Raw genomic sequence first — 22,062 nt, forward strand, 5'->3', positions numbered from 1 at the left:
CTGTGTCACAATGCCGTGACCCTCATGCACCACAGGAGATCCAGACCTTGATGCTGGATGCGAATCTGCTGAAGAAGGCGGTCAACGCCTCGACGGACGGTATCGTGATTGCCGAGCAGGAAGGCTCGGACAATATCTTGATCTACGCGAACCAGGCCTTCGAGGAACTGACCGGTTACTCACAAGACGACATCCTCTACCAGGATTGTCGCTTCCTTCAGGCCGGTGATCGCGACCAGGCCCCGCTGGCCGAGGTCAGGGACGCCATCCGTCGGGGCGAGGCCACCCGCGTGGTGCTGCGCAACTACCGCAAGGACGGCAGCCTGTTCTGGAACGAGCTGTCGATCACCCCGGTCTTCAACGACGACGACCACCTGACCTACTTCATCGGCATCCAGCGCGACGTGACCGAGCTGGTTCGCATGCGCGAGGAGAACGAGCGCCTGCGTGCCCGGGTGGCCGAGCTCGAATCCCGCCTGGAGTCCGACACGCCCGACTGAGCCGACGCCCCCGGGGCCCGGGTGCCCGGGGAAACCCTGCACGATTCGATGGCATCTCTGGCTCGCGGGTTTGTGGGCAATCAAGGCGCCGGAGCGAAGACGGGCTCATTGCCCGTCGAGGGACGGCTTTGCTGCGTGCGGGCAAACCCGCGAGCCCCGTCTGGGTGAACCGGGACCGGAGCGACTCAACGTCGCTCCGCAGCCCGGTGAACGCGGAGCTGGAACAGGCCTCCAAGGGTCCATCTGCGGCGTTGCCGCCCGTGTAAAGGGCGACGGCCCTTCACGGCGGGCTGCGCCTTGCATCTGCACCCTTGGAGGCCCGCAGAGACGTCATCGAATCGTGCAGGGTTTCCCTTGTCAGGAACCGGCCAAGCGGGCATCCTTTGCGCATGCCGCCCCGCCCGCGGGGCACGAACACGGACGCGACAACGCACAGGCGGATCGATGAGCGCACCCCCCGTCAATGGACTGCTCAGCGCCCTGGTCAGGGAGGAAGCCCTGTCCTCCGACCAGGCAAAGACCATTCAATCCAAGGCCGAAGCCAGCGAGGACTCGCTGCTCAACACCGTGATCGCGGAGGGCGTGTCGGCGGCAACCATCGCCGCCGTCGCCTCCAAGCGTTTCGGTCTGCCGCTGGTGGATCTCGATGCCATCGACACCAGCGACCTGCCCCTGAAACTCGTCCCCGAGAAGGTCCTTCAGGCCAACATGGCGCTGCCGCTGTTCAAGCGCGGGCGTCGCCTGACGGTGGCCGTTGCCGACCCCTCCGATACCGGCGCGATCGACGGCTTTCGTTTCTCGACCAACATGGCGATCGAGGCGGTGGTCGCCGAGGCGCCAACGATCGCGCGACTGCTCGAGGAAGCCCTGAGCGACAGCATGGACGCCCTGGGGGACGAACTCGACGACGACCTGTCGAACGTCGAGTTCGAGCGCGAGGACGACGAGGCCCACGACGTCGAGGATGCCTCGATCCAGGACGACGTGGTGGTCAAGTTCGTCACCAAGCTCCTGACGGATGCCATCCGCAAGGGCGCCTCGGACATCCACATCGAGCCCTACGAGAAGCAGTTCCGCGTGCGTTTCCGCATCGACGGCATGCTAACCGAGAGCGCCAAGCCGCCGGCCAACCTGGCCGACCGCATCATCGCGCGCGTCAAGGTGATGAGCCGGATGGACATCTCCGAGCGGCGCATCCCGCAGGACGGGCGCATCAAGCTCAAGCTGTCGAAGAACCGCTCGATCGACTTTCGTGTCAACACCTGCCCGACCCTGTTCGGCGAAAAGGTGGTGCTGCGTATCCTCGACCCGACCAGCGCGCAACTGGGCATCGACCAGCTCGGCTACGAGCCCGGGCAGAAAGCGCTCTACATGGACGCGCTCGACAAGCCCTACGGCATGATCCTGGTCACCGGCCCCACCGGCTCGGGCAAGACGGTCTCGCTCTACACCGGCCTGAACATCCTCAACAGCGGCGACCGCAACATCTCGACCGCCGAGGACCCGGCGGAAATCGTCGTGCCAGGCATCAACCAGGTCAACGTCAATCCCAAGGTCGGGCTGACCTTCGCCAACGCACTGCGCGCCTTCCTGCGCCAGGATCCGGACGTGATCATGGTGGGCGAGATCCGCGACCTCGAAACCGCCGAGATCGCGATCAAGGCCGCCCAAACCGGGCACCTGGTGCTCTCGACCCTGCACACCAACGACGCGCCACAGACGCTCACTCGGATGGTGAACATGGGCGTGCCGGCCTACAACATCGCCTCGTCGGTGAGCCTGATCATCGCGCAGCGACTGGCGCGACGCCTGTGCAATAATTGCCGCACCAAGGAAAGCATCCCCGACGAGGAACTGCGCCGCGAGGGGTTCACCGCCGAGGACCTCGCCGGCTCGCCGACCATCTACAAGGCGGTGGGCTGCGATCAGTGCACCAACGGCTACAAGGGCCGGGTCGGCATCTATCAGGTCATGCCCGTGTCCGAGGCGATGGGGCGGATCATCATGGAAGGCGGCAACGCCATGGACATCGCCGACCAGGCGCGCAAGGAAGGCATCGACGACCTGCGACGCTCCGGTCTGAAAAAGGTGCTCGCCGGCGTGACCAGCCTCGAGGAAATCAACCGCGTCACCAAGGACTGAAGGCGGCCGGGATCAAGGGAGAGACAAGATGGCCATTGCGGCAAGCAAGAACAAGACAAGCGAAAAACCCGTCTTCACCTACGAGGCGCGCACCAAGGAAGGCCGGGTGATCAAGGGCGAGATGGCGGCGTTCAACGACACCGCCGTGCGTGCCGAGATCCGGCGTCTGGGCATGACCCTGATCCGGGTCAAGCGCAAGGCCAAGCCGCTTTTCTCCAGCTCCAAGCCCGTCCAGCCGCGCGACATCGCCACCTTCGCCCGGCAGCTCGCCACCATGATGACCGCCGGCCTGCCCATCGTGCAGGCCTTGGACATCATCGCCCAGAGCGCCGAGAAGAAGACGATGAAGGACCTCATCAACGAGGTGAAGAACGACGTCGAGAGCGGCACCAACCTCGCCGACGCCCTCGATCGGCACCGCAAGTACTTCGACGAGCTGTTCGTCAATCTCGTGCGCGCCGGCGAGCAGTCCGGTGCCCTCGAGGTGGTGCTCGACCGCATCGCGACCTACAAGGAAAAGACCGAGAGCCTCAAGGGCAAGATCAAGAAGGCCCTGTTCTACCCCACCGCGGTACTCGTGGTCGCCTTTATCGTCACCGCGATCCTGCTGATCTTCGTCATCCCGCAGTTCGAATCGCTGTTCCAGGGCTTCGGTGCCGACCTGCCGGCCTTCACACAGTTCGTCATCGGCCTCTCCGACCTGTTCCGCGAGTACTGGTACTGGATCTTCGGCGGTATCGGCGGGGCGATCTTCCTGTTCGTGTTCGTCAAGCGGCGCTCGGATCGTTTCAACCACTTCCTCGACCGGATGATCCTGAAGCTGCCGATCTTCGGCCCGCTGATGGAGAAATCGGCGATCGCGCGCTTTGCCCGCACCCTGTCGACCATGTTCTCCGCCGGCGTCCCGCTGGTCGAGGCCCTGCCGCCGACGGCCGGGGCGACCGGCAACGCGGTGTTCCGCGACGCGGTGATGAGCATGCGCGACCTGGTGGCTGCCGGCTCGCCGCTGCGCATCGGCATGCAGCAATCGAACCTGTTCCCGGTGATGGTGATCCAGATGGTCGCGATCGGCGAGGAAACCGGTGCGCTCGACAACATGCTGGCCAAGGTGGCCGACATGTACGAGGAGGAGGTCGACAACATGGTCGACGCCATGTCGAGCCTGCTCGAGCCGATGATCATGGCCTTCCTCGGCATCGTGGTCGGCGGTCTGGTCATCGCCATGTACCTGCCGATCTTCAAGCTGGGCGCCGTGGTCTGACCACCGCGCCACCCGACGGAACCCACACGGCCCGCCATGCACGGGCCGTTTCGCTATCCGGCCCCGACCCAGGTCCACATACCTCATGAGCGAACTGCAAGCGATCTTCCAGCAACACCCGGCCATCTGGATCGCCGTCGCTACGGTGTTCGGCCTGCTGGTGGGCAGCTTTCTCAATGTGGTGATCAACCGCCTGCCGGTGATGATGGAGCGGGAGTGGACGCGCGAATGCCGTGCCCTGCTGGACCGCGAGGAGGCGCCCGCCGACGAGCCCTTCAACCTGGTCCGGCCGCGCTCGGCCTGCCCGGGCTGCGGGGCGCCGATCCGGGCCTGGCAGAATATCCCCGTGCTCAGCTGGCTGATGTTGCGCGGTCGTTGCGCGAATTGCGGTCAGGCCATCGCCTGGCAGTACCCGCTGGTGGAACTGGCGAGCGCCGCGCTTACCGGTCTGGCGGCCTGGCACTTCGGGCCAACCGCGCTGGCCCTGGCCGTGTTCCTGTTCGGCTGGGCCCTGCTCGCCGCCTCGATCATCGACCTCAAAACCCAACTGCTGCCCGACGTGTTCACCCTGCCGCTCTTGTGGCTGGGCCTGCTCCTGCCGATCGTGCTGGACGACTACCATCTCTCGCTGGACCAGGCAGTGCTGGGCGCCGTGTTCGGCTATCTCGCCCTGTGGTCGGTGTACTGGCTGTTCCGGCTGCTCACCGGCAAGGAGGGCATGGGCTTCGGCGACTTCAAGCTGCTCGCCGCCCTGGGGGCCTGGCTGGGCTGGCAGCTGTTGCCGCTGGTGATCCTGCTCTCGGCCCTGGCCGGGAGCTGATCGGCATGGCGATGATCGTGGCCCTGCGCCACGACCGCCGCATCCCCATCCCCTTCGGCCCGTATCTTGCCCTCGCCGGGCTGGTCGCCCTGTATCTCGGCGAGCCGATCATGGCGGCCTACCTGGGCGGCGCGCTCTGACCCCGGCATGACGAACCGCTCCCCGGATCGCGAGGAAACGACAGGCAAGGTCATCGGCCTGACCGGCGGTATTGCCAGCGGCAAGAGCCTGGCGACCTCGATCTTTGCCGAGCTGGGCGTCCCGATCGTCGACACCGACGCGATCAGCCGCGAACTGGTCGAGCCGGGCAGCCCCTGCCTTGAGGAGATCCGGGCCCGATTCGGCGACGAGATACTCCGGGACGATGGCCGTCTCGATCGCGACCGGCTGCGCCGGCGCATCCTCGACCAACCGGCGGAGCGCGCCGCGCTGGAGGCGATCCTGCACCCGGCCATCCGGGCCACGGCCCGCGAGCGCGCAAACGCCGCGAGGCGTCACGCGCCCTACGTGCTGGTGGTGGTACCGCTGCTCGCCGAGGCCTCGGTGTGGCCGGCCTATCGGGACTGGCTCGACGCCGTGATCACCCTGACTGCCCCACACGCGCTGCGCCGAGAGCGGCTCGCCGCCCGCCCGGGCATCGGCGCCCGCCAGGCCGAGCAATGGATGGCCGCCCAGGTCGATGACGCGGCGCGCCGGGCGATCGCCGATTTCGAGTTGGTCAACGATGCCGCGCCCGAGGCCCTGCGCGCACGGATCGTGGAGCTGGATCGCCGCCTGCGCCGGCCCGGCTCGCGCATCTAAGGAAACTCTGCACGAATGCCATACCGCTCGGCGTGCCCTGAGCCGGGCAGCTACAAGCCGCTCGTCCGCCGCAAAAGGGCGATTCCCTAAGAACGCGCGCGACGGATCACGGGGTCCCCAGCATCAGGAAGCGTTGCAGACGCCACCAACCGCGCCGCCCCAGGCGCGCCGGCGTCAGCCAAAGCGTGAAACGTCCGCGCGTGGCGGTATCGAGCCTCACCCCCACCAGCAACGGGCCTTGCCATAGCACCCGCGTCTCTCCGCGTATCGACTCGCCCGAGGGCAGCAGCACCTCCGCACGCCCGGCCGACCAAGCCAGCTGCCCCTCGATCGCAAAGCCCGGCGGGCGATAATGAAGCCAACGCCACAACCCGCCGGAGACCACCAGCCAGGCCGCCGTTCGCCACAACCATTCCAGTGACGGCGTGTGGGCCCCGACCGGCCGGGGCGCCTGCCAGATGACCAGGCTGACCGCCAGCCAGGCGGCCAGCACCAGCGCGGTCCACGCTGCCAGTAGCCAGCGGTCGGCAACCAGACGCTCACTGAATCCTTCCGATACCCGTTCCATGGGTCGCCCTCCATCTCGCAGCGAAGCCGCCGGCGGTGATGCTATCCTTGCCGACCGAACTTGACGAGCCTGAATGCGCCAATGTCCGACGCGATCGATACAACCTGGCACGACCTGATGCAGCCGAACGCCAACCCGGCCGCCGATGCGATTCTGCTGACCGACCTGCCCGACCGTCGGGTGATCGAGGTCACCGGCTCGGAGGCGCGCGCCTTCCTGCACGCGATCCTCACGCAGGACATCAACGCGGTGAGCGACGAGGCCGCCTCCTTCTCCGCCCTGTGCACCGCGAAGGGACGGGCACTCGGATTGCTGCGTATCGCCGCGCACGACGACCGCTTCCACCTCATCACGCGTGCAGAACTCGCCCCGGGCCTGCTCAAGCGCCTGCAGATGTACGTCCTGCGCCGCGACGTGCAATTGTCGCTCGCCGACGACCAGGCCGCGATGGGCATCATCTGGCCGGGTGAGACCCGGTCGTCCGATTGCCCGTTCGACGACGCCGAGGCCTGCGCGGCCATCGAACGACTCGCCCAGGCCGACCCGACGCCGGGCCGCTGGCCGACGGTCGTGGACGCGCGCGGCTGCCTCTATCTGCGCGAGGACAAGGGCACGAGCCACGGCATGCGCGTTGCCGTTCACGGCCCGACCGAGGCACTCAAGGCGATGCTCGGCACCGCCCCGGACAGCAGCGCCATCGTTGCCAGCGACCATTGGGAACGTGCCGAAATCGAGGATCGCATCCCGGAGGTAACCGGCGAGACGGCCGAACACTTCGTGCCGCAATGGATCAACCTCGACGAGCTCGATGCCTTCAGCCTGAAGAAGGGCTGCTATCCGGGTCAGGAAGTCATCGCCCGGATGCATTACCTCGGCAAGCCCAACCGGCGCCTGTTCGCCGGTCATGTGCTCGGGCTTGCCGCGCCGGCAGCCGGCACGCCGGTGAAGAACGACCGTGACGAGACCGCCGGCGAGGTCGTTCGCAGCGCCCCGCTGCCGGACGAGTCGGGCAGCCTGGTGCTCACCGTGATCAAGCTCAAGCACCTGCACGATTCCCTGAGCATCGACGGGCTGGCCCTGAGCCTCGACCCGCACGACACCATCGAGGGCGGCAGCGACCGGGCCGGCGCCCGGCACTGACCCCACCCCAAATCACACGCAACGAAATCAAGCCCATGACTGACAACCGTCCCGAATCCAGCCCGACGGCCGACCAGCCGCTGGTCGTCGGCAGCCGTCGCTTCACCTCGCGCCTGCTGACCGGCACCGGCAAGTACAAGGACATGACCGAAACCCGCGAGGCCACCGAGGCCGCCGGGGCCGAGATCGTCACCGTGGCGATCCGTCGCAGCAACATCGGCCAGAACCCCGACGAGCCCAACCTGCTCGACGTGCTGCCACCGGAGCGATACACCATCCTGCCGAACACCGCCGGCTGCTACACCGCCACCGAGGCGGTGCGCACCTGTCGACTGGCGCGCGAACTCCTGGACGGGCACAACCTGGTCAAGCTCGAGGTGCTCGGCGACGAGAAGACCCTCTACCCAGACATCACCAACACCCTGCTCGCCGCCGAGACTCTGGTCGAGGACGGCTTCGAGGTGATGGTCTACACCTCCGACGACCCCATCGTCGCCAAGCGCCTCGAGGAGATTGGCTGCGTCGCGGTCATGCCGCTGGCCGCGCCGATCGGCTCGGGCCTGGGCATCCAGAACAAGTACAACCTGATGACCATCATCGAGAACGCCGAGGTGCCGATCATCGTCGATGCCGGCGTCGGCACCGCGTCGGATGCGGCCGTGGCCATGGAGCTCGGCTGCGACGGCGTACTGATGAACAGCGCCATCGCCCACGCGAACAACCCCGTGCTGATGGCCTCGGCGATGAAGAAGGCGATCGAGGCCGGCCGCGAGGCCTTCCTCGCCGGGCGCATGCCGAGAAAGCGCTACGCCAGCGCCTCCTCGCCCGTCGACGGCCTGTTCTTCTGATCCCATGAGCGAAACCAGCCAGAAAAGCGACGGCTTCCGGCGTCGCATCCGCTCGTTCATCCGCCGCGAGGGTCGACTCACGCCCGGCCAGCAGCGCGCGCTCAACGAGCTGGGGCCGAAGTACCTGATCGAGGCCGAGGGCCCGCGGATCGACCCGGCCGAACTGTTCGGCCGGACCGCGCCACTGACCCTGGAGATCGGTTTCGGCAACGGCGACAGCCTGGTCGAGATGGCCGCCAAGGACCCGGAGCAGGACTTCATCGGCATCGAGGTCCACCGCCCCGGCGTGGGCCACCTGCTCAACGGCATCGAGCACTTCGGCCTGACCAACCTCAAGGCCGTCTGCGGCGACGCCGTGCCGTTCCTCGAGCAGCGCCTGGGTGAGCAAAGCCTCGACCGACTGCTGCTCTACTTTCCCGATCCCTGGCACAAGAAGCGCCATCACAAGCGCCGCATCGTGCAGACGCCATTCGCGGATCTCGTCGCCACCCGCCTCAAGCCCGGCGGGCTGTGGCACCTGGCCACCGACTGGGCCGAGTACGCCGAACACATGCGCGAGGTGCTCGACGCCCACCCGGCCTTTACCGCCGAGCACGAGGGCACGGGCGAGAACGCCCGGCCCGACTGGCGCCCGCGCACCAAGTTCGAGCGGCGCGGCGAGGAACGTGGCCATCAGGTGTTCGACCTGCTCTACCGCCGCCGCTAGTCGGGCATGAGTCGCGACCCCTCACTGACCCTGCCGCTGGGCCGCGAGGCGCTGGTCATCCGGCGCCGCTACGAGACCGCCGTACTGGCGAACGATTTCCTGATCGGTCTGTGGTTCACGCTCGGCAGCGTCGCCTTCCTCGTTCCCGACTACGAATCGGTCGGCGCCTGGGTCTTCGTCATCGCCTCGCTGCAGTACCTGGTTCGCCCCAGCATTCGACTGGCTCGGAACATCCATCTGCAGCGAATTCGGCGTCGCCAGGCCGTGTCGGCCAAGACACCCTGAAACTCAGCAGGTGCTCGGCTCAAGGAACGCAGAGCGGTATGGCATTCGTGCAGCCTTCCCCAAGGCCCGGCAACCGCGCCATTCCGGGCCGGTTCGATAGGCAGCAACTTGTTCCCGGTGCCGTAAACCCATATTATCGTGGGCTTTCGTTTGCCCGGCGAGTCTCGTAGCGCGACCACGATTGCGCTCCTCTCCGGCCTACCGACCGAATTGCACCGCTTTTCCACGTTTCGTTTTATTGCTTTCCAACAGGAGGGACCATGTCCAAGAAGCATCCCGTTGTCGCGGTTACCGGCTCGTCCGGCGCCGGCACCTCGACCGTCAAGACCGCCTTCAATCACATCTTCCGTCGCGAGAGCATCTCGCCGGTCGTGATCGAGGGCGACAGCTTCCACGCACTCAACCGCAAGGACATGCGCGAGCGCATGGCCGCCGAGGCCGAGAAGGGCAACAACTTCTTCTCCCACTTCGGCCCCGAGGCCAACCACTTCGACAAGCTGGGCGAGCTGTTCAAGAGCTACGGCGAGTCGGGTTCCGGCAAGAAGCGCTACTACCTGCACAGCGACGAGGAAGCCGCCGAGCACAACGCGCGCCTGAACACCAACCTCGGCCCGGGCGAGTTCACCCCCTGGGAAGACATCCCGGCCGGCTCCGACCTGCTGTTCTACGAAGGCCTGCACGGCCTGGTGAAGACCGATGACGTCGACGTCGCCCAGCACGTCGATCTGGGCGTCGGCGTCGTGCCGATCGTCAACCTCGAGTGGATCCAGAAGATCTTCCGCGACAACGCCGAGCGCGGCTACTCCGCCGAGAAGATCGTCGACACCATCCTGCGCCGCATGCCGGACTACGTGAACTACATCACCCCGCAGTTCTCGCAGACCGACGTCAACTTCCAGCGCGTACCGACCGTCGACACCTCCAACCCGTTCATCGCCCGCGACATCCCGACCCCGGACGAGAGCGTGGTCGTGATCCGCTTCCGCGATCCAGACGAGTTCGGCGTCGACTTCCCGTACCTGCTGCAGATGATCCCGCACTCGTTCATGTCCCGCTACAACACCATCGTGGTGCCGGGCGGCAAGATGAGCTACGCGATGGACCTGATCCTGACCCCGCGTATCCATCGCCTGATCCAGGAACGCGACGCCTAAGCGTTCACGGATTCGCCGGAACGAAAAAAGCCCCCGCCGGCTCTGCGCCGCGGGGGCTTTTTCGTGTCCGCGACGGATCAAACCGTCCGGTGAGCCGACTTCAGGAGGGGGAATCGTCTCCGTTGCGCGACGTGGTCACATCCGCAGGGCCGTCGAAATAGCGGTAGCGGTCCCGACCGGCGGCCTTGGCCTCGTACATGGCCGCATCGGCGTGGTTGACCAGTGCCTCGGCATCATGCCCCTGCTCGGGGAAGACCGCGATGCCGATCGACACGCCGATCGAGACCGACTCGCCGTCGAGGTCGAATGGCTGGGTGAGCACCTCGATCACCTTGGCGGCGACCTGCCCGGCAAAGCGCGGCGCGGGCAACCCCTCGAGCAGGATCAGGAACTCGTCGCCGCCCAGGCGCCCCACGATATCCTCGTGGCGCAGCAGGCGTTGCAGGCGGCCGGCGACCTCGCGCAGCAGCCGGTCGCCCATCGCGTGGCCGAGCCGGTCGTTGACCTCCTTGAAGTAGTCCAGGTCGAGGAACAGCACCGCCAGGCGCGTGTTGTCCTGGCGCGCCCGGGCCACCGCCTCGCCGATCCGATACTTGAGCGAGGCCCGGTTGGGCAGGTCGGTCAACGAATCGTGGTGGGCCTGATGGCGGATCTGCTGCTCGGCCACCTTGGTCTCGGTGATGTCGTTGAAGATGTGGATGAAGTGGCTGACCCGATCCTGCTCGTCGGTCACCTTGCTGATGGTCTGCAACGCGGTCAGCCGCTCGCCACGTCGATTGCGGTAGTCGAGCTCGCCCTGCCAGCTGTGTTCGCGATTGAGCCGCTGGCAGATGCGCTCCAGCTGCTCGCTTTCCTCGTCATCGAGCTGGAACAGGTCGCTCATCGGCCGCCCCATCACCTCGTCGGCGCTGAAACCGGTGATGCGCGTGAACGCCGGGTTGACCCGCAGGATGCGATGGTTGGGCGAGGTGATCATGATCGCCTCGCCGGTGCCCTCGAACACGCTGCCGGCCAGGCGCAGCTCACCGGCCGAGCGCTCGAGCTCCTCGGCCTGCTCCGACAGGCGTTGCAATACCGGACGCAACGCCCGCGCGGCCAGCCAGGCGACCAGCGGCAACAGCAGGAGCACCACGCCCAGCGGCCAAAGCAGGCGCGCGACCACCGGCTGGTAGAAGCTCCAGAAATCGGACTCGATCAGCAGCAGGCAGCGACCGCCGCCGACCGGCGTGTGGAACAGCACACGGGCCTCGCCATCCAGCTCGGGCCAGACCACGCCGGGACCGGTTGGGTCGATCCGCGAAAGCTCGCCGGCGATTGTCTCGCGCGCCTTCTCCATCTCCAGCCCGGTGCCGTCGGCGTTCACGCCCACGAGTCGCTCGCCGCGGTAGTCGAGCAGAAAACCGCGCGCGGAGGGCTCGAGTGTGCGCGCCCGCTCGAGCAGGCTGACCAGGCTATCGACCTCGAAGAACAGCACGTCGGTGCCGAGCCGCTGGCCGTCCTCGGCCCAGATCGGCGCGACCGTGCGCCAGACGATGCGGTTCTCGAACCGCACCAGCCGGCTCTGCACATCGCCAAGCTCGTCGAGGACCGTGTGCTCCGGCACCTCGGCGGTCACGCCCTCGTCGACGATCTCCTCGCCGAACGGCCCGAGCCGCTTGATGCCCACCAGCGCGGCCGAGGTGCCCAGCGCATCGGCCAGCCGCGGGGCGGTGTACTCGGTGAGCGATTCGATCGACATCTGGCCGTCGACGTAGGCCTCGAGGCGGCGGCGGATTTCCGTGCGGCTGGTGACCTGGCGGGCGATACCCTCGTAGCGCTGCACCAGGTTGTCGAGTGCCGCCCCCTGCGCCTGGATACCCATCAGGGTGCTGCGCTCCAGGCCCTCGCGCGAGGACTGGTAGATGGGCACGGCGGTGACCAGCGCGACCAGGATGCCGCTGACGAGGACACCCAGCACGGCGAGCAGCATCGCCTTGCGGCGGATCAGTCGGACGGCATTGAGCTCGGGCATGGGCCGGGGGACTCCGGTCGACATCGGCCACCCGGCGCCGGGGGCTGCGATTGGGCGGCGGGGAGAGCGCAAGCAGCAGCGTGCGCGCAACGGCGGCAATTATCCCAGAAAGCCGTCCCCGTAACCACCGGCGCGGGCGGGACCACGCCGCTCAAGCCCATGAAAAGTGCGGGGAATCGTGTTGATCGATTGCCTTGGGCTCACCCCTCGCGCCGGGACGAGGCCCGGAGTGCCTCGCGCCACGACTCGGCCTGCTCGCCGATCACGGCAGCCCGCTCGGCATCGATGCGCTCGACGTGCTTCCATTGCAGCGCGGTGCGCGGGTGACGAGCGAAGCGCTCGCGGTGGCGCAGCAGGAAATCCCAGTAGAGGGTGGTGAACGGGCAGGCCGACTCGCCCACCGCCTCACCCGGATCGAAGCGGCAATGCGCGCAGTAGTTGCTCATGCGCTGAATGTAACGCCCCGAGGCGACATAGGGCTTGCTCGCCATCACCCCGCCATCGGCGTACTGCGACATGCCGAGCACGTTGGGCAGCTCGACCCACTCGACCGCGTCCACGTAGACGGCCAGGTACCACTCGTGGACCGCCTGCGGGCGCACGCCCAGCAACTGGGCGAACAGGCCGGTGACCATCAGGCGCTGGATGTGATGGGCATACCCGAGGCGCAACGTCTGGCCGATCGCCTGGTCGAGGCAACTCATCGGGATGGGCTCGCCGTCGGCCATCCGTCCGCGCCAGTAGAAGGTGGGCAACGGCTCGTCGGCCTCGAGTGCATTTCCCCGCGCGTAATCGGGCATGCCCCACCAGTAGAGCCCGCGCACGAATTCGCGCCACCCCAGCACCTGGCGGATGAACCCCTCGGCGGCGGCCAGCGGCATGCGCCCGTCCCGCCAGGCGGACTCCACCGCCTCGATCACCCGTCGCGGGTCGATCAGCTTGAGGTTGAGCGCGGCCGACAGCCGCGAGTGGTACAACCAGGGCGCATCGGTCCACATGGCGTCCTGGTAGGCGCCGAACGCGTGGCCGCGCTGCTCGATGAAATCGACCAGCGCCTGCTCGCCCTGGGCCGGGGTGACCGGCCAGTCGAATCGTGACAGCGCGTCGTGATCCTGGCCGGGGTGGTCGAGGAATCGCGCCTGCACGAGATCGATCACCTCACGCGTGACCCGGTCGGGCGGGAAGCGGGCCGGCTCGGGCATCAGCCCCGGACCACGGGCATCGAAGGACTGCCGGTTGGCGGCATCGAAATTGAACTTCCCGCCCACCGGCTCGTCGCCGTCCATCAGCACGGCAAACCGGCACCGCTGGGCCCGGTAGAAATGCTCCATGCGCAGGGTCTTGCGCCCCGCCGCCCAGTCGGCAAACCACGCGTCATCGACCAGGAAATGCCGATCGCCACGCTCCTCGAGCGGGACGCCGGCCTCGCTGACCAACGCCGCCAGGGCGTCGCGCAGCCGATACTCCCCCGGGCACACCCAGATCACCCGTTGCGGGGTCCAGCGCTCGATCGCCTGGGCCAGGGCGGCCTCCAGCGTGGGCAGGTTGTCGTCCTCGGCCGTGGCGGGCAGTTCCCGGTAGTCGACCCGCCAGCCATCGACCCGGCGGTCGGCGGCAAAGTGCCGCATGGCCGACAGGAACAACGCGATGCGCGACTGGTGCGACCAGACGTGACACGCCTCGTTGGCCACCTCCGCCATCCAGATCACGTCGCACGAGGGATCGGCGCCGTCGAACAGCGCGCTGTCGGGGTTGAGCTGATCACCCAGCACGACCAGCAGGTGTCTAGCGGTCATGTGATCTCCTTTCGCGACGACAGCGTTCCGAGCAGTAGACGACACGCACCCAGTCCCGCGCCCACTTGCGCCGCCAGGCAAATGGTCGGTTGCACACCGGACAGACCTTGCTTGGCCGGTTGACGGGCTGATTGCGTGCCTGCCGCGCCATCAGCCCGGCCACCTGACGGGCACCACGCGCGTCCAGTCATTGCAACAACGAGGGTGCGGGCCTCGCCGGGGGACGGCGGGACAGGTCGGATCGAGCGAAACAACGGGTCGAAACATGGCGGGGCAAATTTCTGTGCAAAACCTGTACAGAGTTTATACACTCTAGCCGTAATCTGCCGAATGCCCGGAGACCCTGCGTGACCCAGACCAGCCCCTTCGTTCCCCCCACCGCCCAACCGCTCGATATCGCCGTGATCGGCTCGGGCATCGCCGGCTTGGGCTCGGCGTGGCTGCTCGGCCAGCGCCACCGGGTGACGCTGTTCGAGCAGAACGACTACATCGGCGGTCACACCCACACCCATCTGGTCGATGACGGTCGCGGCGGCGGGGTGGCGGTCGACAGCGGGTTCATCGTCTGCAACCGCCCCAATTACCCGCACCTGTTCGGCCTGCTCGAGTCGCTCGAGATCGCGACGCAGCCCACCGACATGTCCTTCGGCATGAGCATGGACGCCGGGCGTCTGGAATACAGCGGCGACAACCTCGACACCCTGTTCGCGCAACGGGCCAACCTGCTGCGGCCGAGCTTCCTGCGCATGGTCAGTGAGATCCTGCGCTTCAACCGTCTGGGCAAGGCGGCACTCGGCGATGACTCGCTCGGCACGCGCACCCTGGGGCAGTTCCTCGAACACCATCGCTTCTCGCCGCGACTCGCCGAGGACTACCTGCTACCCATGGCCGCGGCGATCTGGTCCTGCCCGACCCGGCAGATGCGCGCCTTCCCGGCACGAAGCTTCCTGCAGTTCTTCGACAACCACGGCCTGATGAACGTGGCCGACCGCCCGCAGTGGGAGACGGTCGTGGGCGGCTCACGCCGCTACGTCGAGCGGATGCTGGCCGAACGCCGCTTCGAGGCACTCACCGCCCACCCCGTCACGCGGGTCGAGCGCGACGAGACCGGCGTGACCTTGCCCGAACACGGGCGACGCTTCGATGCCGTGGTGATGGCCGGGCACGCCGACCAGACGCTCGCCGCACTCGACCGGGCCGACTCGGCCGAGACCGGCGTACTCGGCGCGTTCCGCTTCCAGAAAAACCGCGCCTTCCTGCATCGCGACATCGCGCTGATGCCGACGCGCCGCAAGGTCTGGTCGAGCTGGAACTACCTGGGGCGGCGCGATGCCGACGGCGAACGGGCCGTGGCCGTGACCTACTGGATGAACCGCCTGCAGCGACTGGAGTCGGCCCACGACTGGCTGGTGACGCTCAACCCCTTCGAGCCGCCCCGCGAGTCCCTGATCGAGCGCGAGATCACCTACCACCACCCGGTTTTCGATGCCCGCGCCGTCGCCGCCCAGGCCGAGCTGCCGGCCCTGCAGGGCCATCGCCGCACCTTCTACGCCGGCGCGTGGACCGGCTACGGCTTTCACGAGGACGGGCTCACCTCGGCGGTGGCCGTCGCCCGCCAGTTCGGCGTGCCGATTCCCTGGGAGGACACCACCTCGACTGCCTCCTCAGGCGACCCATCCAGCAGCCCTGGGACGGAGGCGGCGTGACCTCGGCGCTCTACCAGGGCTGGGTGATGCACCAGCGGTTCACGCGGGCCCGCTACCGCTTTTGCTACCGCGTTTTCTCGCTCCTGGTGGATCTCGACGATCTCGAGGCCGGCTTTCCCGACCAGCGCCTGCTCTCGCACAACCGCTTCAACCTGTTCTCGGTCCACGACCGCGATCACGGCCCGCGCCGCGACATGCCGCTGCGTGACTGGATCACGGCCACGGCACATGCCCAGAGCATCGACATCGAGGGCGGCAGGATCCTGGTCTCGGCCTACCCGCGGGTGCTGGGTTACCAGTTCAACCCCCTGACCGTCTGGTACTGCCATGACCGGTCCGGCGAGCTGGTCGCGATCGACTGCGAGGTGAGCAACACCTTCGGCGGGCACCACCACTACTTCCTGCACGACCACGGCCGGCCGCTGGAAAAGCCCTTCCGCGCGCAGGCTGACAAGGTGTTCCACGTCTCGCCGTTTTTGCCCATGAACATGCGCTACCACTTCCGGCTCTCGCGCCCCGGCGAGCGCCTGGGCGTGGCGATCCGCGAGACCGAAGTCGACAGTGATGGCGGCGAGACCCTGACACTCGTCGCCACCCACACCGCCCAGCGCCGCCAGCTCACCGATCGCCGGCTGATGCTCGAGGCGCTGCGCATCCCGTTTCTCACCCTCAAGGTGATTGGCCTGATCCACTGGCAGGCCCTGAAAATCTGGCTCAAGGGCGGACGCTTTCACAAGAACCCGCCACCACCGGCATCGGAGGTCAGCTCATGCCCATCGTCCAAACACGGAACCTGAGCCCCGTCTCGGGCTCCACGGCCGGCGAGCGACCGGCCGAACACGCCCTGCCATTGAGCGCGCGCTGGGTGACCCATTTGCTGGCCGACATCCGCATCGGCCGCGTCCGGGTCACCACCGATGACGGCGGGTTCGCCGAGTTCGTCGGTGCCGAGCACCCCGAGCTTGCCGCCAGCTGGCACCTGCACCACCCGGCCCGCCTGTTCTCGCGCATCGCGCGACTGGGTGATATCGGCATCGCCGAAGGCTTTATCGAAGGCGACTTCACCACCGACGACCTGACCAGCCTGCTCGAGATCGGCGCACGCAACGTCGAGGCGATCGGCCACGACCTGCGCCCGGGCTTCTGGGCGCGACTCGGCCACCGCATCCAGCATGCCCTGCGCGCCAATCACCGCCGCGGCAGCCGGCGCAACATCGCCGCGCACTACGATCTCGGCAACGACTTCTATCGCCTGTGGCTCGACGAGTCGATGACCTACTCCTCGGCCCTGTTCGCCGAACCCGACGAGTCGCTGGTCACCGCCCAGCAGCGCAAGTACGACCGACTGCTCGACGGCCTCGGGGCCAAACCGGGCGACCGGCTGCTGGAGATCGGCTGCGGCTGGGGCGGGCTGGCCGAGACGGCGGCCCGGCGAGGCCTGCACCTCGACGGACTGACCCTGTCGACCGAGCAGCTCGCCTGGGGCCGCGAGCGGCTGGCCGCCGCGGGCCTGGATGACCGCGCCCGCCTGCACCTGACCGACTACCGCGACCAGGGCGGCCGGTTCGATCACATCGTCTCGATCGAGATGTTCGAGGCGGTCGGCGAGCGCTACTGGCCGACCTTCTTCCAGACGGTATACGACCGGCTCAAGCCCGGCGGCCGCGCGGCCATCCAGGTGATCACCATCGACGAGGACGCGTTCGAGGCCTACCGCCGCGAGCCCGACTTCATCCAGCTCTACATCTTCCCCGGCGGCATGCTGCCCTCGGTCGAGCGCTTCCACGCCGGCGCCGAGCGGGCGGGGCTGACCGTGCGCGAGACCCAACGCTTCGGTCACGACTACGCCCGCACGCTGGCGCGCTGGCGCGAGCGCTTCGACGCCGTCGAGCCGCAGCTCGAGGCCCTGGGCTTCGATCACCGCTTCCGCCAGACCTGGCGCTACTACCTCGCCTACTGCGAGGCCGGCTTTCTCGCCGACCGGATCGACGTCGCCCAGGTCATCCTGGAACGCCCGTGAACACCCGCGCGAGCACCGCACCACGACTGACCCTGTGGCAGGTGCTCGCCTACGGCGCCCCCGGCCTGCCGCTGGCGCTGATGGGCATTCCGCTCTACGTCTACCTGCCGCCGTTCTACGCCAACGAGCTGGGACTGGGCCTGGCCGCCGTGGGCACCGCACTGATGCTCACGCGTCTCTGGGACGTGATCACCGACCCGGTGGTCGGCTACCTCTCCGACCGCATCCCCGGGCGCCATCGGCGCAAGTGGCTGATGGGCGCCGGCATGCCGCTGTTGATCGTCTCGCTCTGGTTCCTGCTGCGCCCGGACGACGACGTCGGGCTGTGGCATCTCTACCTGTGGGGACTGGCCGCCTTCCTCGGCTGGACGCTGATCCAGCTGCCCTACACCAGCCTGGGCGCGGAGGCCGACCCGACCCCGCACGGGCGCACCCGCCTGGCGGCCGGCCGCGAAGGTCTGGCCCTGGTGGGCACCGTGCTGGCCGCCGCCCTGCCCATCCTGCTCGGCAGCGAGGCCCCGGCGGACGTGCTCACGGCGGTGTTCTGGCTGATGGCGATCCTGCTGCCGGCAGGCTTCTTCGTGATGGCGGCAAGCACGCCCGAACCGGCGATCCATCGCCCACTGGTCGACTGGCGACACGGCTGGCCGCTGTTGAAACACAACCGGCGCCTGCGCGGGTTGCTGGGTGGGTACTTTCTCAACAACCTGGCCAACGGCATCCCCGCCGCGCTGTTCCTGATGTTCGTCGCCGACCGGCTCGGCGCCCAGAACTGGCTCGGCTGGCTGCTGCTCCTGTATTTCGGTGCCGGCATCGCCGCGCTGCCGGCCTGGACGGCGATCGCCCGACGGATCGGCAAGCGCCGCGCCTGGGGCGCATCGATCCTGCTCGCGGCGATCAGCTTCTCGTTCGCCCCGTGGCTGGGCAGCGGTGACGTGGCCTGGTTCGCCCTGATCTGCGCGGTCTCGGGCCTGAGCCTGGGGGCCGACATGGCATTGCCGGCCTCGATCCAGGCCGACATCGCCGGGATCGACAGCGACGAGGGCGGCGGCGATCGGGCCGGGCTGTTCTTCGGCCTGCTGGGGCTGGCGACCAAGCTCGCCCTGGCGGTGGCCGTGGGCGTGGGCTTCGGGCTGTTGTCGCTGGCCGGCTTCGAGGCGGGCGACAGCGACACCACCGCCCTGGCCGTCACCTACGGCGCCCTGCCGGTCGTCTTCAAGCTCGCTGCCGCCTGGCTGGTCTTCCGACAGCTGACCGATACCGAATCCCACCTGCGAGGTACCACCCCATGATCCGACACCTCACCGTGGCGAGCGCGCTCGCCCTCACCCTGCTACTCACGGGATGCAGCAGCATGAAACTCGAGCAGTTCCAGGGCACCACGCCCGCCTTCGATCTCACCGGCTACTTCGAGGGCCAGACCTGGGCGCACGGCATCTTCGAGAGCCGCGGCGGCGAGATCAAGCGCCAGTTCCGCGTCGAGATCGACGGCTACTGGGAGGGCGAGGAATTCGTCCTCGACGAGGATTTCGTCTACGACGACGGCGAGACCGACCAGCGCACCTGGCGCATCACGCCCACCGGCGAGGGGCGCTACGTGGGCCGGGCCGGCGATATCGTCGGCGAGGCCGCCGGCCACGAGGTGGGTCAGGCGCTCAACTGGCGCTACGTGCTGCGCCTGCCCTACGGGGATTCGACCATCGACGTGGCCTTCGACGACTGGATGATCCGCCGCAGCGAGAACGTGGTGATCAACCGCGCGACGGTGACCAAGTTCGGCATCCGCGTCGGCGAGGTGACGCTGTTCTTCACCAAGACCGATCCGGACGGGGAGGCATCGTGATGGGCCGCTTGGGGCTGATGGTGGCCGGCATGGCGCTGCTGATCGGCACGTCATCCACCGCGTTTGCCCGGGATTTCCCGACGGAACGCACGCTCGGCGAGTCCCCACTGGTCCTGCAGGGCTCGGGCACGGCCAGCTACATGATCTGGGACGTCTACGACGCGGCGCTCTACGCCCCGGCCGAGGCCGACGAGCAAGCGATCGTCGACGCCGAGGTGCCCATGAGCCTGATCCTCGAGTATCACCGCGACGTCGGGGTCGAGGACATCCGCAAGGCGACCTGGGTGGCGTTGGACAAGCAGTACGGAGGCGAGGCGCGCGAGGCGTTGCGACCGAAGATCGACGCAATCCAGAGCGCCATGATCGACGTGACCGACGGCGACCGCTATCGCCTCGACTGGGACCCGGCAACCGAACGGCTGACCCTGAAACTCAACGACGAGATGCGCTTCGAGTCCGACGACCGCGAGCTTGCGCGGGCCTATTTCGGTATCTGGCTGGCCGAGCCGCCGCTGTCGGACACGCTGCGCACCGCCCTGCTGTCCCGAGTGGACTGACGGCGCGGCGAAGGAAAAGTCGCCGGGGCGACCGGCCCGGCGATCGGAAGGACGCTCAGACCGCGGCCGGCAACGGCTCCTCGACCACCTGCCGGGCCGGCAGGTATTCCCACCAGGCCACGGCCGGGCCGTCGGCGGCCATCGGGCGCAGATACCGGGCGTGCTCGGCTTCCTTGCCGGCGTTGTCGTAGTCCATGCCGTCCTTACGGAACGAGGCGAGGATGCGCTGGCGCGAGATCTCTTCCTTGCCGTCGATCAGCCCGGGGTGGTTGCGCAGCACGAAGTCCGGCTGGAAGAAGAAATAGGTGTAATCGAAGCCGTACGGGTTGCGCGGGTGGTCCTCGGGATAGCAGACACCGAAGGCGGTCAGGAACATGGTCTCGCCGGCCCACTCGAACTTCCAGCCGGGCTTGTCGTCGACCCGCTCGAGGCAGCGCGATCCGGCCGGGTCGATGCGGTTGAGCCCCTCGAGCAGGGTGGCGGTGGTTTCGGCCAGGCGCTCGACCGAACGGCTGAAGGAGGCCGGCAGGCGGAAGGCCAGCCCCTTGAACTTCTCCTTGCGCGCCACCGTCATGAAGCGGAACAGGTCCTCGCCGAACTGGCGCACGTTGGCATCGAAGCCACGCGCCGGATCGTAGTCGCGCGCCCCCCAGTACTTGCCCGACGGGGCGAAGATGCAGCGGGTCTTGTCGACCGCGCCCATGAACTCCAGGTGCGTCGGCGAGTAGACGGGCACGTGCGCCGCCGTCCGAGCGAAGCCGGCGCGCACGGCCTCGGCCACCTCGGCGCGCATCACCTGGGCGTGCACCTCGGCCATGTGCTCGGGGAACTGCGCGGCGATCACCGCGAACAGGGTGTTGGTCAGGCTCTGCAGGCTCGCCAGCCCGTTGGCGGGCAGCGACGGGGCCATGGCCGGCACCTCGTCGTAGAAGCGCAGGGTCGCGGCCAGGTCGGCCAGCCGCTCGGGCAGCATCGCCGCCGGGTAGAGCGTGCGCCCCTCCTCGGATTGGCAGGTCTTCAGGGCCTTGTCGGCCTGGACGTAGTAGCGGTGGGCCGTCTCCAGCACCAGGAACGAAAGCAGGGAGAGATCGAGGTCATCCGCGGCGCGCGGTGACAGCCAGTCGCGTTCGGCCAGCGCCTCGGCCAGCCGGATGGCCGCCGCGTCGTCGAGGGTCGCGCCCTGTTCCAGCGCCCAGCCACCGACCAGCCGACGACCCAGCACAAACTGCTTCATGATGTTCATGGCACGCCCCGTTTTCTATGCTCACCTCTCAACCCACAAGTCACTGATTTGAAACATCAAACCAGCGGCTCGCCATACCCCGCCGCGCCGAGCGGAGCGCGCAATCTACCGGATAATGGCCGTGGGCGCAAAAAAGGGGGCGAAACCGGGCCGCGCCATCGCGCTAAGCCATTGCAGAAAAACGGGTTTTACCCAAGGGAAGGTCTGTACGAATGCCATGCCACTCTGGCTTGGCGAGTCGTTCGTGATCAAGGCGCGATGTCGCCGGCGTGCCGGTGGCCACGTCAAGGCATCGCAACGCGGAGCATGGGCGACCCGGAACGGCGTGCCAGCGGCACGCCGCAGCCCGGGAAGCGCCGAGCAGCGCGAGGCAGGAACGACTCGCCAAGCCCCGCCGGGCACGCCTTGAGCCGGGCATCTGCTGCGTTGTCGTCCTGGGAAAGGGAATCACCCTTCCGCGGCGGACGAGCGCCTTGCACCTGCCCGGCTCAAGGCGCGCAGAGCGGTATGGCATTCGTGCAGACCTTCCCTAGCTGTGGAGTCTCATGAGGTTGTCCTCGGGTAACCCAAGGACGCTGATGGGCGGTTTATGGTCAAGGCTGCCATGTTGCCGGTGCCAATTGTAGTCATGCAGCCATCTGGGTAAGTGCTGAGCACGTTC

Annotated in this window: 20 protein-coding genes and 2 pseudogenes; 16 read left to right on the forward strand and 6 right to left on the reverse strand. The window is 67.7% G+C overall.

Annotated elements, in window-relative coordinates; genetic code table 11:
- Nucleotides 1-50 precede the first annotated feature (50 nt).
- The 5 genes and pseudogenes from FAZ79_RS04320 to coaE all read left to right on the forward strand — a co-directional run bounded on the left by FAZ79_RS04320 (nucleotide 51) and on the right by coaE (nucleotide 5,524).
- Entirely contained in the window at nucleotides 51-500 is a 450-nt protein-coding gene (locus FAZ79_RS04320; RefSeq protein ID WP_136866748.1) for a PAS domain-containing protein, read from the forward strand.
- A 444-nt stretch (nucleotides 501-944) separates the two neighbouring features.
- A complete protein-coding gene (pilB, locus tag FAZ79_RS04325; protein ID WP_136866749.1) occupies nucleotides 945-2,642 on the forward strand; it encodes a type IV-A pilus assembly ATPase PilB in 1,698 nt (565 codons plus the stop codon).
- A 28-nt stretch (nucleotides 2,643-2,670) separates the two neighbouring features.
- Nucleotides 2,671-3,903: a type II secretion system F family protein gene (locus tag FAZ79_RS04330; protein ID WP_136866750.1), complete on the forward strand. Its 1,233-nt coding sequence runs from the start codon at nucleotides 2,671-2,673 to the stop codon at nucleotides 3,901-3,903.
- Nucleotides 3,904-3,988: 85 nt separating this feature from the next.
- A pseudogene (locus tag FAZ79_RS04335) lies at nucleotides 3,989-4,863 on the forward strand (A24 family peptidase).
- Nucleotides 4,864-4,870: 7 nt separating this feature from the next.
- The gene (gene coaE, locus FAZ79_RS04340; protein WP_136866751.1) at nucleotides 4,871-5,524 is read left to right on the forward strand and encodes a dephospho-CoA kinase; all 654 of its coding nucleotides are present in this window, start codon (nucleotides 4,871-4,873) and stop codon (nucleotides 5,522-5,524) included.
- Nucleotides 5,525-5,630: 106 nt separating this feature from the next.
- On the opposite strand, the gene FAZ79_RS04345 is transcribed toward coaE, so the two are convergent.
- A complete protein-coding gene (locus FAZ79_RS04345) occupies nucleotides 5,631-6,092 on the reverse strand; it encodes a hypothetical protein (RefSeq protein WP_136866752.1) in 462 nt (153 codons plus the stop codon).
- Nucleotides 6,093-6,173: 81 nt separating this feature from the next.
- Here FAZ79_RS04345 and FAZ79_RS04350 point away from each other — a divergent pair, with 81 nt between their 5' ends.
- The 5 genes from FAZ79_RS04350 (at nucleotide 6,174) to FAZ79_RS04370 (ending at nucleotide 10,225) form a co-directional block, all read left to right on the forward strand.
- Nucleotides 6,174-7,232 carry a folate-binding protein YgfZ gene (locus FAZ79_RS04350; protein WP_136866753.1) on the forward strand — a complete coding sequence of 353 codons (1,059 nt, stop codon included), beginning with the start codon at nucleotides 6,174-6,176 and terminating at the stop codon, nucleotides 7,230-7,232.
- Between the two features lie 35 nt (nucleotides 7,233-7,267).
- Complete coding sequence (locus tag FAZ79_RS04355) at nucleotides 7,268-8,080, forward strand: thiazole synthase (RefSeq protein WP_136866754.1); 813 nt, start codon at nucleotides 7,268-7,270, stop codon at nucleotides 8,078-8,080.
- A gap of 4 nt (nucleotides 8,081-8,084) precedes the next feature.
- Nucleotides 8,085-8,786, forward strand: a complete 702-nt coding sequence (gene trmB, locus FAZ79_RS04360) for a tRNA (guanosine(46)-N7)-methyltransferase TrmB (RefSeq protein ID WP_136866755.1) — start codon at nucleotides 8,085-8,087, stop codon at nucleotides 8,784-8,786.
- Between the two features lie 6 nt (nucleotides 8,787-8,792).
- Nucleotides 8,793-9,071, forward strand: a complete 279-nt coding sequence (locus tag FAZ79_RS04365; RefSeq protein WP_136866756.1) for a YrhK family protein — start codon at nucleotides 8,793-8,795, stop codon at nucleotides 9,069-9,071.
- 260 nt (nucleotides 9,072-9,331) lie between these two features.
- On the forward strand, nucleotides 9,332-10,225 hold the full coding sequence (locus FAZ79_RS04370) for a phosphoribulokinase (protein ID WP_136866757.1): 894 nt from the start codon (nucleotides 9,332-9,334) through the stop codon (nucleotides 10,223-10,225).
- Between the two features lie 100 nt (nucleotides 10,226-10,325).
- Here FAZ79_RS04370 and FAZ79_RS04375 read toward each other — a convergent pair whose 3' ends face one another.
- The 3 genes from FAZ79_RS04375 to FAZ79_RS11815 all read right to left on the reverse strand — a co-directional run bounded on the left by FAZ79_RS04375 (nucleotide 10,326) and on the right by FAZ79_RS11815 (nucleotide 14,183).
- Entirely contained in the window at nucleotides 10,326-12,236 is a 1,911-nt protein-coding gene (locus FAZ79_RS04375) for a sensor domain-containing diguanylate cyclase (protein ID WP_169303576.1), read from the reverse strand.
- A gap of 200 nt (nucleotides 12,237-12,436) precedes the next feature.
- Nucleotides 12,437-14,032: a cryptochrome/photolyase family protein gene (locus FAZ79_RS04380; protein ID WP_136866759.1), complete on the reverse strand. Its 1,596-nt coding sequence runs from the start codon at nucleotides 14,030-14,032 to the stop codon at nucleotides 12,437-12,439.
- Nucleotides 14,022-14,183, reverse strand: coding sequence for a DUF2256 domain-containing protein (locus tag FAZ79_RS11815; protein WP_136866760.1), 162 nt, complete (start codon nucleotides 14,181-14,183; stop codon nucleotides 14,022-14,024). Before FAZ79_RS11815 ends, FAZ79_RS04380 begins: the two co-directional genes overlap by 11 nt.
- 196 nt (nucleotides 14,184-14,379) lie before the next feature.
- On the opposite strand from FAZ79_RS11815, the gene FAZ79_RS04390 reads away from it, so the two are divergent.
- Genes FAZ79_RS04390 through FAZ79_RS04415 form a run of 6 tightly spaced genes read left to right on the forward strand, consistent with a single transcriptional unit; the run spans nucleotide 14,380 to nucleotide 20,158 of the window.
- Nucleotides 14,380-15,738, forward strand: coding sequence for an FAD-dependent oxidoreductase (locus FAZ79_RS04390; protein ID WP_136866761.1), 1,359 nt, complete (start codon nucleotides 14,380-14,382; stop codon nucleotides 15,736-15,738).
- Nucleotides 15,735-16,535 (forward strand): DUF1365 domain-containing protein, encoded by an 801-nt coding sequence (locus tag FAZ79_RS04395; protein ID WP_136866762.1) that lies wholly within the window; start codon nucleotides 15,735-15,737, stop codon nucleotides 16,533-16,535. Before FAZ79_RS04390 ends, FAZ79_RS04395 begins: the two co-directional genes overlap by 4 nt.
- Entirely contained in the window at nucleotides 16,508-17,758 is a 1,251-nt protein-coding gene (locus FAZ79_RS04400; RefSeq protein ID WP_136866763.1) for a cyclopropane-fatty-acyl-phospholipid synthase family protein, read from the forward strand. Before FAZ79_RS04395 ends, FAZ79_RS04400 begins: the two co-directional genes overlap by 28 nt.
- The gene (locus tag FAZ79_RS04405; protein ID WP_136866764.1) at nucleotides 17,755-19,050 is read left to right on the forward strand and encodes an MFS transporter; all 1,296 of its coding nucleotides are present in this window, start codon (nucleotides 17,755-17,757) and stop codon (nucleotides 19,048-19,050) included. Before FAZ79_RS04400 ends, FAZ79_RS04405 begins: the two co-directional genes overlap by 4 nt.
- Nucleotides 19,047-19,601, forward strand: a complete 555-nt coding sequence (locus FAZ79_RS04410; RefSeq protein WP_136866765.1) for a DUF3833 domain-containing protein — start codon at nucleotides 19,047-19,049, stop codon at nucleotides 19,599-19,601. The genes FAZ79_RS04405 and FAZ79_RS04410 overlap by 4 nt, the downstream gene beginning before the upstream one ends.
- A complete protein-coding gene (locus FAZ79_RS04415) occupies nucleotides 19,601-20,158 on the forward strand; it encodes a chalcone isomerase family protein (protein ID WP_247709491.1) in 558 nt (185 codons plus the stop codon). The genes FAZ79_RS04410 and FAZ79_RS04415 overlap by 1 nt, the downstream gene beginning before the upstream one ends.
- A gap of 55 nt (nucleotides 20,159-20,213) precedes the next feature.
- Here FAZ79_RS04415 and FAZ79_RS04420 read toward each other — a convergent pair whose 3' ends face one another.
- Together FAZ79_RS04420 and FAZ79_RS04425 are read right to left on the reverse strand one after the other, a co-directional pair.
- Nucleotides 20,214-21,401: a YqcI/YcgG family protein gene (locus FAZ79_RS04420; RefSeq protein WP_136866767.1), complete on the reverse strand. Its 1,188-nt coding sequence runs from the start codon at nucleotides 21,399-21,401 to the stop codon at nucleotides 20,214-20,216.
- Between the two features lie 529 nt (nucleotides 21,402-21,930).
- Nucleotides 21,931-22,062 (reverse strand): annotated as a pseudogene (locus FAZ79_RS04425) (IS481 family transposase); the annotation flags it as partial.

The sequence above is a fragment of the Guyparkeria sp. SB14A genome, from assembly GCF_005096345.1.
In the GTDB taxonomy this organism is placed as follows: Bacteria; Pseudomonadota; Gammaproteobacteria; order Halothiobacillales; family Halothiobacillaceae; genus Guyparkeria; species Guyparkeria hydrothermalis.